Origin of the sequence: Bacillus safensis (genome assembly GCF_039619585.1) — a bacterium.
GTDB lineage: Bacteria > Bacillota > Bacilli > Bacillales > Bacillaceae > Bacillus > Bacillus safensis.
In genome coordinates this window covers 753161-766330 of sequence record NZ_CP154909.1, presented here as the reverse complement: position 1 = coordinate 766330, position 13170 = coordinate 753161, and the positions used below count along the sequence as shown (strand labels likewise).

16 protein-coding genes are annotated in these 13170 nt (G+C 42.9%); 7 read left to right on the top strand and 9 right to left on the bottom strand.

Translation table 11 applies throughout. The annotated features are described in order from the left end of the window. Window positions 1–88 precede the first annotated feature (88 nt). Window positions 89–880 carry a delta-lactam-biosynthetic de-N-acetylase gene (gene pdaA / locus AAYR28_RS03785; protein WP_034283706.1) on the bottom strand — a complete coding sequence of 264 codons (792 nt, stop codon included), beginning with the start codon at window positions 878–880 and terminating at the stop codon, window positions 89–91. A 101-nt stretch (window positions 881–981) separates the two neighbouring features. Further along, a complete protein-coding gene (locus tag AAYR28_RS03780) occupies window positions 982–1173 on the bottom strand; it encodes an SE1561 family protein (protein WP_012009274.1) in 192 nt (63 codons plus the stop codon). A 146-nt stretch (window positions 1174–1319) separates the two neighbouring features. On the opposite strand from AAYR28_RS03780, the gene yfkAB reads away from it, so the two are divergent. From yfkAB to AAYR28_RS03765, 3 genes are all read left to right on the top strand, one after another. Beyond that, window positions 1320–2441, top strand: a complete 1122-nt coding sequence (gene yfkAB / locus AAYR28_RS03775; RefSeq protein ID WP_041106321.1) for a radical SAM/CxCxxxxC motif protein YfkAB — start codon at window positions 1320–1322, stop codon at window positions 2439–2441. A 7-nt stretch (window positions 2442–2448) separates the two neighbouring features. Continuing rightward, on the top strand, window positions 2449–3285 hold the full coding sequence (locus tag AAYR28_RS03770) for a mechanosensitive ion channel family protein (protein ID WP_024425846.1): 837 nt from the start codon (window positions 2449–2451) through the stop codon (window positions 3283–3285). A gap of 222 nt (window positions 3286–3507) precedes the next feature. Continuing rightward, window positions 3508–4227, top strand: a complete 720-nt coding sequence (locus tag AAYR28_RS03765; protein WP_024425262.1) for a YebC/PmpR family DNA-binding transcriptional regulator — start codon at window positions 3508–3510, stop codon at window positions 4225–4227. A gap of 353 nt (window positions 4228–4580) precedes the next feature. Here the strand turns inward: AAYR28_RS03765 and AAYR28_RS03760 are convergent, their stop codons facing one another. The 3 genes from AAYR28_RS03760 to AAYR28_RS03750 all read right to left on the bottom strand — a co-directional run bounded on the left by AAYR28_RS03760 (window position 4581) and on the right by AAYR28_RS03750 (window position 6941). After that, window positions 4581–5363, bottom strand: a complete 783-nt coding sequence (locus AAYR28_RS03760; RefSeq protein WP_024425268.1) for a YfkD famly protein — start codon at window positions 5361–5363, stop codon at window positions 4581–4583. Window positions 5364–5430: 67 nt separating this feature from the next. Continuing rightward, entirely contained in the window at window positions 5431–6498 is a 1068-nt protein-coding gene (cax, locus tag AAYR28_RS03755; RefSeq protein WP_034283700.1) for a calcium/proton exchanger, read from the bottom strand. Between the two features lie 65 nt (window positions 6499–6563). Then, window positions 6564–6941 (bottom strand): OsmC family protein, encoded by a 378-nt coding sequence (locus tag AAYR28_RS03750; protein ID WP_046314262.1) that lies wholly within the window; start codon window positions 6939–6941, stop codon window positions 6564–6566. Window positions 6942–7016: 75 nt separating this feature from the next. Here AAYR28_RS03750 and AAYR28_RS03745 point away from each other — a divergent pair, with 75 nt between their 5' ends. Both AAYR28_RS03745 and AAYR28_RS03740 read left to right on the top strand, forming a co-directional pair. Then, on the top strand, window positions 7017–8180 hold the full coding sequence (locus AAYR28_RS03745; protein ID WP_046314260.1) for an MFS transporter: 1164 nt from the start codon (window positions 7017–7019) through the stop codon (window positions 8178–8180). A gap of 16 nt (window positions 8181–8196) precedes the next feature. Next, the gene (locus AAYR28_RS03740) at window positions 8197–8703 is read left to right on the top strand and encodes a GNAT family N-acetyltransferase (protein WP_120208611.1); all 507 of its coding nucleotides are present in this window, start codon (window positions 8197–8199) and stop codon (window positions 8701–8703) included. 207 nt (window positions 8704–8910) lie between these two features. Here the strand turns inward: AAYR28_RS03740 and AAYR28_RS03735 are convergent, their stop codons facing one another. The 3 genes from AAYR28_RS03735 to AAYR28_RS03725 are packed head-to-tail and all read right to left on the bottom strand — an operon-like array spanning window position 8911 to window position 10571. Continuing rightward, a complete protein-coding gene (locus tag AAYR28_RS03735; RefSeq protein ID WP_024425272.1) occupies window positions 8911–9729 on the bottom strand; it encodes a YihY/virulence factor BrkB family protein in 819 nt (272 codons plus the stop codon). Window positions 9730–9756: 27 nt separating this feature from the next. Continuing rightward, window positions 9757–10080 (bottom strand): YtxH domain-containing protein, encoded by a 324-nt coding sequence (locus AAYR28_RS03730; protein ID WP_111927625.1) that lies wholly within the window; start codon window positions 10078–10080, stop codon window positions 9757–9759. 20 nt (window positions 10081–10100) lie between these two features. After that, window positions 10101–10571: a low molecular weight protein-tyrosine-phosphatase gene (locus tag AAYR28_RS03725; protein WP_024425273.1), complete on the bottom strand. Its 471-nt coding sequence runs from the start codon at window positions 10569–10571 to the stop codon at window positions 10101–10103. A gap of 173 nt (window positions 10572–10744) precedes the next feature. Here AAYR28_RS03725 and AAYR28_RS03720 point away from each other — a divergent pair, with 173 nt between their 5' ends. Beyond that, window positions 10745–12100, top strand: a complete 1356-nt coding sequence (locus AAYR28_RS03720) for an alanine/glycine:cation symporter family protein (RefSeq protein ID WP_217008924.1) — start codon at window positions 10745–10747, stop codon at window positions 12098–12100. Between the two features lie 77 nt (window positions 12101–12177). Then, window positions 12178–12393, top strand: a complete 216-nt coding sequence (locus AAYR28_RS03715) for a DUF1128 domain-containing protein (protein ID WP_003214000.1) — start codon at window positions 12178–12180, stop codon at window positions 12391–12393. Between the two features lie 107 nt (window positions 12394–12500). On the opposite strand, the gene AAYR28_RS03710 is transcribed toward AAYR28_RS03715, so the two are convergent. Further along, window positions 12501–13019: a type 1 glutamine amidotransferase domain-containing protein gene (locus tag AAYR28_RS03710; RefSeq protein WP_070326778.1), complete on the bottom strand. Its 519-nt coding sequence runs from the start codon at window positions 13017–13019 to the stop codon at window positions 12501–12503. Window positions 13020–13170 lie beyond the last annotated feature (151 nt).

Here is a 13170-nt window from a genome sequence, read left to right as displayed (position 1 = left end):
CTTTTTTCACCTCATCATCCTCTTTAGTTTCAGCGTAAAATCAGAGAGGGAAAATCAAAAAGCCTGCAGGTCTTCTGCAGGCTTCTTTCTATAGCTGTGGCAGATGCCATACTTTTTCAAGCATGAGATCGTCTAGACTTTTAAAGGAATATCCTTGTTTTTTCAGAGCGGTGATGGCATCATCCAGCGCTTCTGCATTGTCTCTTGAGACGGTATGAAGTAAGTAAATGGCACCTGGGTGTGCCTGCTTCATCATTTGATCGTATGCATACTGTTTTCCTTTTTGATGATGGATATGCCAGTCCACAAACGCCACTGACCAGAAAATGGTTTGGTAGCCGAGCTGTTTTGTTTCTTTTAATACCCTTTCACTGAACACACCGCGCGGCGGACGAAGATAGAGGTTATCCTGTTTTCCTGTGATTTTGTACACATCTTCATTGACACGGTCCAGTTCTTCTTTGATTTCTTTTGTACTCTTTGTTGTTAAATCAGGATGGTGATAAGAATGGTTGCCAATGATATGACCTTCCTCTGCCATACGTTTGACAAGCCCCGGCTGGTCCTTTACAAAATGACCTGTCACAAAAAAGGTGCCTGGTACTTGATGTTTTTTCAGCACGTCTAAGATCTTGGGTGTGTACCCATTTTCATAGCCATTGTCAAAGGTAAAATAAATCTCTTTCTTTTTCGTGTTGCCTAAATAGAACGCATCATACTTTTTTAAGAGTGCCGTCAATTCTTTGCCCGCATCCGGCGGTCTGTGCTCTTTACTTTTCGCAAATCCCCAGTTAATGGGCTTATTAGACACGGCTTCCGCTTCTGAGAGAGGCATGGAAACAAAAAGCGCACATAAACAGATCAGCATGAATTTTTTCATTTACGTCACTTCCCGGTTTTTCTTCTATTGTGCAGAATAAGACCGAGACTCATACACCGATTCACCTGCCAATTTAAAGAAAAAAGCCCGCACCGCGCGAGCTATTCTTCCTTCCAATCATTTTTAAACCGTTCATATTTCGCTTCTAGGTCGTCAATCATCTGGATCAGTCTGTCTATATCCTCAACGTCTGTTGATTCAGGATCTAATGAATCAATCACATTCATAAACATATCTAATCGGTTCTTTAAATAATCAACCTGCTGCTCTTTGCTGTCTGCTGCCTTACCCATCGATACACTCCCTTTAGCGTTTGTTTATAGCTTATCTTTTTTTCCCTTGCAAATCAATTGTGTCCCTCTTGCGTATAACCGTGATGAGGCTTAAAATTAACTGTTGGCGGGTCTACGTTTGCCCGAATGAAAAGGAGATAGATACCATGAACCAAAAAACAGCACTTCGTCCGATCACACCTGCATACGACCCTTGGGAAGCCTATCTCGATGTGCAGGATTACGGAGAAATGAAGCTGACTAATATTGAATTTACGACAACAACGCTGTGTAACATGAGATGTGAGCATTGTGCGGTCGGCTATACCTTACAGCCTAAAGACCCGAATGCGCTACCGATAGATTTACTGCTTCGCCGTTTAGATGAAGTTCCGCTTCTGCGCTCACTCAGTATTACAGGCGGAGAGCCCATGCTTTCTCTTAAATCTGTACGGGAATATGTCGTCCCTTTATTAAAGTATGCCCATGAACGCGGCGTCCGTACACAGATCAATTCAAATTTAACCCTTGATTTAGCCCGGTATGAAGAAATTATTCCATACTTAGATGTCCTTCACATTTCACATAACTGGGGCACTGTCGAAGAGTTTGCAACGGTCGGTTTTGCCATGATGGATCGAAAACCAACCTTTGAGCAGCGCGAGAAATTATTTAACCGCATGATTGAAAATAGTCAAGCACTTGTCAAAGCGGGCGTAACCGTATCCGCTGAAACCATGCTGAATAAGCGCACGCTTCCATATATCGAACACATCCACCGGCAAATCGTCGAGGAAATGAAATGCCAGCGCCACGAAGTTCACCCGATGTACCCAAGTGATTTCGCCAGCGCCCTTGAATCATTGACGCTTCCGCAAATGCGGGATGCGATTCATCAGCTGCTTGATATTCGTGATCAAAACACATGGATGCTGTTTGGCACCCTGCCATTTTATTCATGCAGCACAGATGAAGAAGACCAGCGACTCCTCAACCGATTGCGCCAGGAGAAAAATGTCACGGTACGAAATGACCCTGATGGACGTTCACGGTTGAATGTGAATATTTTTGATGGGAATATTATTGTGACAGACTTTGGCGATACTCCGCCGCTTGGAAACATCGCAACTGATACATTGCAATCAGCCTATACACGCTGGATGGACACAAAATTAGCAAAAGAATTGAATTGTCATTGCCCAAGCGTGCAGTGCCTCGGTCCGAATGTTTTAGTGAAAAACAGCTATTATCAAGATGTTGATTTTACTTCTCGTACAGCCAGGGGGTAACCGATAGATGGACGATACATTTCTGACAGTGGTCAAAAACAAATACATTGAAATTCTCCTTGTTGGACTCATTCTTTGGCTTGCTGTCTTTATGATTAACAAAGCCCTTCAAATTTTCTTTAAACGAACTGAGTTTATAGAGGACAAGAAGAAGAAAACGATCGAGAGCTTAGTCAAATCGGTCACGCAATACACCGCTTCGATTTGCTTTGTGCTCTATGTCATTTCTCTGTTCTTTCATGACTTTGGGAAAATTCTTGCGGGTGCTGGTGTTGCTGGGATCGTCATCGGTTTTGGCGCCCAGACGCTGATTCGTGATATTTTAGCAGGCGTTTTCCTCATCTATGAACGCCAGATTCATAAAGGGGATTATGTGACGGTGAATAACCTCTTTAATGGAACCATTGAAGAGATTGGTCTCCGCTCATTGCAAATTAGAGAATGGAGCGGCAAGCTGTTAACCATTTCTAACGGAGATATCCGTCAAATCCAAAACTATAACATGCACTACATGCGGATTACGGAATCTGTGTTAATTAGCGCGAATCAAAACCCAGATATCGCCTTTCAAGCACTTGAAACAGCATGTGACAATTTAAATCAAATGCATCATGATTTTCTTAAAAAAGACGAATTTCAAAACGCCATTGAACCCTTTCAAGTTCATGGAATTATGGGTCTGAATAAGCTGAATCGCGGGATTGAAATCACAGTAAAGGGAATGGTCGAAGACGAAAAATACTTCGACGCCGCCCTCGCTGTGCGAAAAGAAATGATCAAACAACTTCATCAGCATGATGTCAAATTGCTTGAGGATCTCGCTTATCCTCAGCCTGCAAAATAACCTCATTTATGATGGGGTTATTTTTTTATATACAAGTTGCCGGGCTGACTCGGGCTTGTGAGAAACATGGAACACTTGAACATTCGCTAACAATTCTCTTCATTTCAGCCCCTCTAACTTCTATCCTCTTGACTGATTCATGTATAATAGATAGCAGAATGATTTCATGCAGCATGGGGACCCTCATACTGTGTATTTTCTAAGTGAAAGAGAGTGAATAAGATGGGTCGTAAGTGGAACAACATTAAAGAAAAGAAAGCATCAAAGGATGCCAGTACAAGTCGTATTTACGCAAAATTCGGGCGTGAAATCTATGTGGCTGCCAAACAAGGTGAGCCAAACCCAGAATCAAACCAAGCACTTCGTTTTGTCCTAGAACGTGCAAAAACATATAGTGTCCCAAAACATATTGTGGACCGTGCCATTGAAAAAGCCAAAGGCGGTGCGGAAGAGAACTTCGATGAGCTGCGCTACGAAGGATTTGGTCCAAACGGATCAATGGTGATCGTTGACGCCCTCACCAATAACGTAAACCGGACAGCTTCAGATGTTCGAGCAGCATTTGGGAAAAACGGTGGAAACATGGGCGTAAGCGGCTCTGTTGCCTACATGTTTGACGAAACAGCTGTCATCGGTGTCGAAGGGAAAAGCGAAGAAGAAACGCTTGAGCTATTAATGGAAGCAGACGTTGATGTACGTGACATCATGGAAGAAGATGAAACGGTGATTGTGTACGCTGAACCAGATCAATTCCATCAAGTACAAGAAGCATTCAAACAAGCCGGCGTAGAAGAATTCACTGTCGCTGAAATCACAATGCTTCCGCAAAACGAAGTGACATTAGACGATGAATCGAAAGCACAATTTGAAAAGCTGATCGATGTATTAGAAGAGCTTGAAGACGTGCAGCAGGTTTATCATAATGTGGATTTAGGGGAATAAAAAATTTAAGCCATAGTAGTCGTTGAGTTCATTCAACTTCTACTATGGTTTTTTTCTCAAAAAAAATGTAATATATGTATAAAGATGTTAATGTCTACAATTTTCAAGGAGATGAGTTTCATCTTTAAAACATGGTGGTTTTCTTATTATGGATTTATGATCATCCCTTATTTTGGCCTATGTCTTATTTTCAACAACTTACCGATATTGACTAAAGTTATCTTCTTTCTTTTTATCATTTGGTATTTATATAACGCCTTTGACTTTTACAAGAATGAACTAAAAAGAAAAAAAGAGAAAACCTCTTAGAAAAAAACAGTCATCTCCTCTTTTGATAAGAGGAGATGACTGTTTTAATTCATCCCTTGAAACCCAAACGTCAAGTGATCCTGAACAGGAATCCAAGCGCCGATTCCTTGTGAGGTCACGTTTTTTACGACGAGTTTTCGTTTATTTCCTTTTAGCACAAGGTACACTTCTCCGTATGTGACCTTACCTTTTTCGTTAATCGCTGGTGCATAGGCATGAAGCGATGCTGCTTTTTTCGGAGAGACGTGGTATGACTGATCTCGTTTTGTTCCTGCACCAATCACGGTGTCAAAAGCGAGGGGCAGCTTTGTTTTTTGAATCGCTTTTTGCATCATCAATGTTTTCACATCTTCTGGGTTCGGCACTTTTGCTGTGAGGCCGCCACTTACTTTCACTTGCTGCTTTTGAACGTATTTTCCAATGGCTGTTTTGTTGCCGCCTCTGTTATCAATGTGGTTCGTATTCACTTTTTTGTATTCCCAGTTGGCGACCGTTTCGTTTGAATCGTAGCTCAGCGCCCATCTTCCGAGGAAAATGGTCGCACGGTATCCAACAGCTAATGGCGTCCCTGAAATGCTGGATTCATTCAGCATTTTAATCAAATGAGTATTCTCAATCGGTACACTTGTTGTTTTGAACAATTCAGCCGTCAGCTCGCTCGGCTGGAGCAGCGGCTGATCCTGTGACGCGTTGGGATACGTATTCTCCTTGGAGATACTGGCGACAGAGGATGGCACTTTAAATGGCTTTGCCGCCTCCGCTGGAAAGCTGTATAGAAAACTTAAGGATAAGAGAACAACAAACATGATGCGGAGCATCTTTTTCATATCATCACTCTTTCTCATTCATTTTTCCATAGTATTTTCCGCAAAGACGTCCCTTATCCACAAAAGATTATAAAAGGAAAAATCCAATCGCCATAATAAAATAGGCAGCGAGTAATGTGGCGCCTTCAAACCAGTTTGTATCCCCGTCATTAGATAAAATGACCGTGAGCAGCACAGAGGATGCCATCGCAATGAGCTCTGGCAAGGAGAAAATGAGCGGCATCTGCTTATCAAAAAATAGCGAGCTAATGACTAGGATTGGCGCGACCATCATGGCAACCTGAAGTGTGGAGCCAAAGGCAATTTCCACTGCTACATCCATTTTGTTTTTATACGCCATGATGACAGCTGAGGCATGTTCTGCGGCATTGCCGACGATGGCCACAATAATGACACCGATAAACAGCTCACTCCAGCCAAACTGTTCTCCTACCGTATCAAAAGTATGAACAAGACGCTCTGAAATGTACGCAACTGCAATCGTCGAAAGCAGCAAAATGACAGTGGCAAACTTTCCAGACCATTCAGGTGTTTCTTCTTCCGTCTCCGCTTCACCTTGCATACTGTCCTGCTTAGCAACATAGACTCCGCGGTGGCTGACCAGTTTGAAATAGAGCGCCGCGACATAAAGCAAAATCATCACAATGCTGATCCCAATGCTTAAAACAAACTGCTTATTCTCTGCCATCTCCATCGAAAACACTTCTGGAATGACAAACGCTACAATGATGGCAAACATGAGCAAGCCTGAATTGTGCCTTGCATCATGGACATTGAACACTTGGCGCTTATATTTTAATCCGCCAACAAAAAAAGACAGCCCCGCCACAAGCAGTAAATTTCCGATGACTGATCCAGTTAATGAAGCAAGTACGATGGCCGTCAGTCCTTGTTTTAAGGCAAAAAACGATATGATTAATTCCACTGCATTTCCGAATGTGGCGTTTAAAAGTCCGCCAATTCTAGGTCCCGCAATGATGGCAAGACTTTCTGTGGCTCTTCCCATAAAACTAGCAAGACCAATAATGGCGATACAATAAACGGTAAACATGATGACCTGCGGGAAATGAAGAAAACTGCCAATCACCGATAGCGGAACACCGATTGCAACAATCACAAGAAATAAACGATTCATACAGCCATTCTCCTTTACATATGTCTGACTGTTATTCTTTCGTGAGTGCCGTCATCGTATACATTTTAGATTCGCGCGTGTGAGAAGGTGATATCAATACTCTCTTTCACGGACTGCACCATAGAGCAGTGCTTCAATGCAAGGGTGATCATTTTATCGATTTGTTCATCAGATGTATTGATGTCTTCAAATAAGATATGTAAATGAATGCAGGAAATGTTGTTTACAGCTCCTGCCCTTGTCGTTTCAGGTGTGATCGTCATCCCTTCATAGGATATTCGCTTTTTACGGCATACATGAATGAGCATTTCTCCAAAGCAGCCTGCAATGGCTGAGGTGAGCAATTGAGATGGGCGGTACCCCAGTTCTTCTGTTCCTGAAATAGGCAGCTGCCTGTCCTCAATAAGTGCGTTCCAATGATCCTTTTCGTATGTCAGCTTCATTCCTTTTCCACCTTTCTATTGAAACCCCTCTGGTTCCATTGTACGATGAAAGCATGAACTTGTAAGGAGCATCTTATGTCGAGAATTCACTTTATGATTTTAATTTTACTGGTATCCGTATCTGGTTTTTCACAGGGTGCATTACTTCCTGTCATTTCCATTATCTTTGAACATGCCGGTACTTCTCCTACGTTAAACGGCCTGCATGCCACAGGCTTATATCTCGGTGTGCTGCTTGCGTCTCCTTTTATGGAAGCACCGCTTCGCCGGTTTGGATTTAAGCCGTTAATCGTCATTGGAGGCGCTGCTGTCTTTTTAAGCTTGTTTAGCTTTGTGTTTTTTGAATCTTATGTCGTCTGGTTCTTCCTCCGGCTCATGATCGGGATTGGTGACCATATGCTGCATTTCTCTACACAGACGTGGGTGACCTATGCTTCATCATCAAGAAATCGCGGACGAAATATTTCATTGTATGGATTATCATTTGGACTCGGTTTTGCCGCCGGCCCTTTTTTAACGCCGCTCATTGAGATCAATCCAGCCTTGCCTTTTATTGTTTCTGGTGCCGTTAGTTTATGTATTTGGCTGCTTGTGTTTGTTTTAAAAAATACATATCCAGATACAGGCGAAGTGCAAACGTCAGAGCAGACAAACAGTTTGAAGCGCTTTAAAAAGGCCTTTCAATTTGGCTGGGTCGCCTTTATGATGCCATTTTGCTACGGCTTTTTAGAAACGACGCTTAATAGTAACTTCCCTGTGTATGCACTCAGGAGCGGTGTGACAGTAGATGCAGTTGCGTTTATTTTACCTGCGTTTGCCATTGGGAGCATTGTCTTTCAGCTTCCTCTTGGGATGCTTAGTGACCGGTTTGGCAGGCGCCGCATCATTTTATGTGTGACACTCGCTGGATCATTCTTTTTCCTTTTGGCAGGGATTTTCATTCAATCCGTTTTGGCTGTGGCCATCTGTTTCTTTATCGCTGGAATGGCTGTAGGCTCTACCTTCTCGCTTGGCATCAGTTTTATGACCGACTTATTGCCAAAGCATCTTCTTCCCGCCGGGAATTTAATGTGCGGGATGGCGTTTAGTGCAGGCAGTATTCTCGGGCCGGTACTCGGAGGATTCTTTGTGCAAACGTTTGAAGGAATGAATTTACTTTACCTTGTCAGCATCGTGATATTATTTGTGTTTTGCTGCGTTCGATTTGGGAGAACGCAGGCAGTGCTGGAAAGTCACTAAAATGGGGGATCAATCGTTGTTTACATATCACATCACAAATGAATTGACTTTGGCATCTCTACAATTAGATGATGCGGACTCACTATTTAGCCTTATTCAAAAGAATAAGGCCCATTTAGGGGAGTGGCTGCCTTGGGTTCATCACTGCAAAAGCATAGAAGCGGTCAAAACGTTTATTCAATCAACTCAAACCACTTACGATGAACAAAAAGGGTTGGAAGCTGGCATTCAGCTGAACGAGCAATTAATCGGTGTGTTCCGTCTGACATTTGATCAACAATTAGGCAATATCGGTTATTGGATTGATGAAGACGCGCAGGGACAGGGCATTGTGACAGCCATCGTGAAATATATGACAGATACCTTTGCTCCTAAAGTCGATGGATTTGAAATTTTTTGTCCTGCTGGCCATGTCAGAAGTGAACGTGTAGCGATAAACGCAGGGTTTCAGCATGATCCTCATTACCAGTCAAAACCTGATACAGCTTTTATTCTTAAGCGATATATACGATTGTCGAAATAAAAACTCCCCTGCATCTATGCAGAGGAGTTTTTTCATTTAATGATAACCATTTTGCCCGTTTGCACTGCCGCTTGTTTTGTGCTTTGGCTGATGGCCTTTGTTTTGTTTCGTGTTGCTTCCGCCTTTTTTCGATTGTTTGGACACATGTGATTCCCCCATCCATCAAGATTGAACATGTTCGTTCTTCTTTAGGATGCCCGGATTTCTTCACACCTTGCCTGGTACGATTTTACGCTTATGTAAAAGCGCATTGAGCTCGCCGCCAAGGATGATCATGATGCCGGTTAAATAAAACCAGATCATTAAAATAATGATTCCCCCAATACTTCCGTACATCGCACTGTAATTAGCAAACTCGCCTACGTAAAATGAGAACAGCATGCTCACCAAAATCCATCCAATCGAGGCAAAAATAGCGCCTGGCAGAACAAATTTCAATTTCAATCTAATGTTTGGGGCGAAATAGTACAAGGCTGTAAACACAATCAATAAAATCAGCGGGCTAATGATCCACCTCATGGCCGTCCAAATGGTGAGAAAGGCATCTGACTGCCCGACTAATTCAGCGAGAAATAAGCCAAGTTCTTTTCCAAAGACAGGCAGCATTAAGGCAAAAATAATCGTAAGAACCATTGCTATGGTTAAGATGATGGATGTTAAACGTACGAGAATGAAGGAACGATTTTCCTCAACTTCGTAAGCATGGTTAAATGCTCTGACGACGGCATTAATCCCGTTAGATGCAGACCAAAGGGCGGCAATAATCCCGAATGACAGCAATCCGCCGTTACGGCTGTTCAGTGTCTCTTCGGCAATGGATTCAATCATCGAAAGCGCTCCTTCTGGCGCATAACCAGAGATGACGCTTAGGACATCCTTCGACGTCAGCGGCAAATATCCAACGAGCGTCAGCACGAAGATGAGAAACGGAAATAATGAAAGCAAAAAGAAGTAAGCAAGCTCAGCAGATTTTGCCGGTCCTTCATGCAGCAAAAAGCGTTCAATTAACGCTTTAATAAAACCCATACGCTTCATCTCCAATGATCAATCTTTCTATTTCGATCGAAAGTGATCCTTTGTTTCTTCAATAATCTCTAATACTTTTGGGGTTGTTTCCTTTAACTGATTGACTTGTTCATTTAAAAATGACAAATCATCTGAGACTGTTCGCATCAGCTGCTTCGTTTCTTCCATTTTTTCTTTCATGCAAGCAGAAATTCTGGCTGGCTCCTGACGGTATTCCGCCAGCTTTTCCTGACAGTCATTCCATTTGTCTTTGAGCGCGATTCTCGTTGGCCGATGAAATAATGTCAGCAGTGCGCCGCAAGCTGCTCCTATCACAGCTCCTCGAAGCATGATTTGATTTTTTTCTTCCATCTCGTCTGATCTCCTTTCAGTTAAAGGTGTTTCTCTTTTTTTACATACGTCAAAAAACGATCAATTCCTTTTTCAATTAAATCATGTACTTCCTCAAAGTTTCCAGTGTAATAAGGGTCTGGCACATCATCACGATCGTCGTCTTCAACAAAGTCAAGAAGACGGCCAATAAAGTGATGTTTCCCATATCCGGCTATACTGCGAAGTGCTCCTACATTTTCAGCATCCATCGCAATGATATAGTCGTATGCTGTGATGTCCTCATCTATGATTTGTCTTGCGGACATCCCTTCATAGCTGATCCCTTTTTCATCAAGCAGCTTTCGTGTTCCTTCATGCGGAGGGCTGCCTTGATGCCAGCCGCCAATGCCTGCTGAATCAATGACAAAGTGCTCGCTTAGCCCCTCATCTTCTACTCGTTTTCTAAACATGGCCTCTGCCATCGGTGATCTGCAAATATTGCCAAGACATACGAATAATACATGAATCATCCTTCATTCTCCTCCTATCTTTTCCCTAAGAACTGCTTTCGGAAACCTTTTCTCTATCATATCAAGCCCTTTTTCTTTTGAAAACTTTGCAAGAAAAACTCCCATCGGCATTGACACATTATACAAAAAAAGGTGACACTTTAGGAGAAATAAACAAATAAAGGGGGATACATATGGGATGGGTAGAACAGATTGTCAGCAGTATCAATGATGTATTATGGGGACCGCCGCTTTTGTTTTTGATCGTGGGGACAGGGATTTACCTTACCTTTCGCGTGCTCTTCATTCAAATTAGGCTGCTCCCCTATTCGCTTAAGCTGGCATTTTCAAAGCAAGATAAGACATCAGAAGGTGATATTTCTCACTTCCAAGCATTAATGACAGCCCTTGCTGCAACGGTTGGAACGGGAAATATTGTAGGGGTCGCCTCTGCTGTCATTGCCGGCGGACCAGGCGCTGTGTTTTGGATGTGGTTTGCAGCGTTCTTTGGAATGGCGACAAAATATGCTGAAGCTGTTCTCGCAGTGAAATACCGTGTCAAAAATGAAAAAGGGGAAATGTCCGGCGGGCCGATGTACTATTTGGAGCATGGCTTGAAGCAAAAATGGCTAGGGGTGCTGTTTGCTATTTTTGGCGCTACGGCTGCCTTTGGGATTGGGAATCTCGTGCAGTCAAATTCGATTTCTGGTGTCATGAATTCAACCTTTCAAATTCCAACATGGATCACCGGCATTATTATTACGGCCTTTACTGCCCTCGTGATTTTAGGCGGGATTAAAAGCATTGGCCGTGTGACGGCTATTTTTGTACCGGTCATGGCTTTATTCTACGTCATTTGCGGACTGATCATTCTTGTCATGAATGCGGATCTTGTCCCAAGTGCCGTCGGGCTCATTTTTACGGATGCATTTACAGGTCAAGCCGTTGCAGGCGGTGCAATCGGCACCGTAATCCGCTGGGGTGTGGCGAGAGGGGTATTTTCCAATGAAGCGGGTCTTGGTTCTGCACCAATCGCTGCAGCTGCTGCCAAAACAGATATGCCTGCTCGTCAAGCGCTTGTGTCAATGACGCAAGTCTTTATTGATACGATGATTGTTTGTTCCATTACAGGGATCACAATTGTCATGGCCGATATGTACGTCACAGAAAAAAGTGATGCACTCACCTCGTTATCCTTTGCTCATTTCCTTGGTCCAATCGGCTCAATCATTGTTGCAATCGGCTTACTTTTATTCGCCTATTCCACCATTATTGGCTGGTCCTATTATGGCGAAAAATGCTTTACATATTTGGCGAAAGATTCATATGTGATGTATTATCGTGTTGTGTTTGTTATTGCTGTCTTTTTCGGTGCCGTGTTTAAGAATGATTTCGTCTGGGGCGTGGCTGATATGCTAAACGGACTGATGGCTGTTCCTAACTTAATCGGCCTCATCGGTTTATCTGGGGTTGTCGTGTTTGAATCTAAACTAATCATTGATAAGATCAAGCAGGAGAAAAAGGAGAAAAACATCTCGGTGTCGTCTTAATAGCCCTTTTATTCTTTTGCATTTCTGTTAAAATAGACATATTATTCAACACATATGCAGGAAAGGACGTGCCGCCCTTGTCAGAGCAAAAAGCGGCTGAAGTCAATCAGCTGATTGAAGACATTTCGCAAAAGTTAAATATGCTGAACATTGGAGTCATCAAAGCCGAGGACTTCAGTCCAGACAAGTACGAAGATATTGAATTTCTACACCAAATGGTGATGAAAAAATCTTCATTCAGCCCAAGTGAAATGCAAGCCATCGCAAGCGAGCTAAAAAACTTAAGAAAATAATCGTGCAAAGGAAACTGGATTGCGGTTTACGCCGTTTTCTTCCATCCATGCGCAGAAAAAGCCAGCACCCCGCAAGGTGCTGGCTTTGTTTATCCTGTCAAAACTGCTTATTTTGCGAGCAGTTTTAATGATTCACGGTTAAATGCTGGAATGTCATCAGGTGTACGGCTTGTCACAAGCTGATCCTGACAAACGACAACTTCTTCATCTTTGAATTTTGCGCCTGCGTTTTCCATATCTACTTGAATGGATGTATAGCCAGTCGCGCCTCTGCCTTCCAGCGACTTCGCTGTAATGAGCAATTGCGGTCCGTGACAGATCGCAAATACTGGTTTTTTCTCGTCCATAAATGCTCTTGTAAATTGGACATAGCGATCATCTGCACGCAGAATGTCTGGTGAGAACCCGCCAGGAATCAGAAGTGCATCGAAGTCTTCAGGCTTCACGTTATCAATGGACGCGTCCACTCTCACTTCTGCTTCTCCTTGCTTCCCTTTCACTGTTTTTCCTTTTTCGTTTTCAATCACTGTGACCTCATGGCCTGCATCTTTAAAGGCTTTTGCAGGCTCGGTGAATTCAACATCCTCAAAGTAATCTGTTAATACAACTGCAATTTTCTTACCCATGTAGAAACCCTCCTGCTTGATTATCGTTACATTACACACTATACCCGGGTACATTGAAATCAAACATCCTATCCCGATCAGAAAACCCCTTATGATGAAAATAAGCATTTAGACTTATTTATATTCCCTCAACAAGGTAATTCGTATGATT

What these genes read in the sequence shown, in the direction of transcription:
- AAYR28_RS03710 (WP_070326778.1), bottom strand. Translation starts at nt 13,019, where the DNA reads ATGGGTAAGAAAATTGCAGTTGTATTAACAGATTACTTTGAGGATGTT.
- AAYR28_RS03765 (WP_024425262.1), top strand. Translation starts at nt 3,508, where the DNA reads ATGGGTCGTAAGTGGAACAACATTAAAGAAAAGAAAGCATCAAAGGAT.
- AAYR28_RS03750 (WP_046314262.1), bottom strand. Translation starts at nt 6,941, where the DNA reads ATGAAGCTGACATACGAAAAGGATCATTGGAACGCACTTATTGAGGAC.
- AAYR28_RS03735 (WP_024425272.1), bottom strand. Translation starts at nt 9,729, where the DNA reads ATGGGTTTTATTAAAGCGTTAATTGAACGCTTTTTGCTGCATGAAGGA.
- AAYR28_RS03780 (WP_012009274.1), bottom strand. Translation starts at nt 1,173, where the DNA reads ATGGGTAAGGCAGCAGACAGCAAAGAGCAGCAGGTTGATTATTTAAAG.
- AAYR28_RS03770 (WP_024425846.1), top strand. Translation starts at nt 2,449, where the DNA reads ATGGACGATACATTTCTGACAGTGGTCAAAAACAAATACATTGAAATT.
- pdaA (WP_034283706.1), bottom strand. Translation starts at nt 880, where the DNA reads ATGAAAAAATTCATGCTGATCTGTTTATGTGCGCTTTTTGTTTCCATG.
- cax (WP_034283700.1), bottom strand. Translation starts at nt 6,498, where the DNA reads ATGAATCGTTTATTTCTTGTGATTGTTGCAATCGGTGTTCCGCTATCG.
- AAYR28_RS03725 (WP_024425273.1), bottom strand. Translation starts at nt 10,571, where the DNA reads ATGATTCATGTATTATTCGTATGTCTTGGCAATATTTGCAGATCACCG.
- AAYR28_RS03745 (WP_046314260.1), top strand. Translation starts at nt 7,017, where the DNA reads ATGTCGAGAATTCACTTTATGATTTTAATTTTACTGGTATCCGTATCT.
- AAYR28_RS03760 (WP_024425268.1), bottom strand. Translation starts at nt 5,363, where the DNA reads ATGAAAAAGATGCTCCGCATCATGTTTGTTGTTCTCTTATCCTTAAGT.
- AAYR28_RS03730 (WP_111927625.1), bottom strand. Translation starts at nt 10,080, where the DNA reads ATGGAAGAAAAAAATCAAATCATGCTTCGAGGAGCTGTGATAGGAGCA.
- AAYR28_RS03720 (WP_217008924.1), top strand. Translation starts at nt 10,745, where the DNA reads ATGGGATGGGTAGAACAGATTGTCAGCAGTATCAATGATGTATTATGG.
- yfkAB (WP_041106321.1), top strand. Translation starts at nt 1,320, where the DNA reads ATGAACCAAAAAACAGCACTTCGTCCGATCACACCTGCATACGACCCT.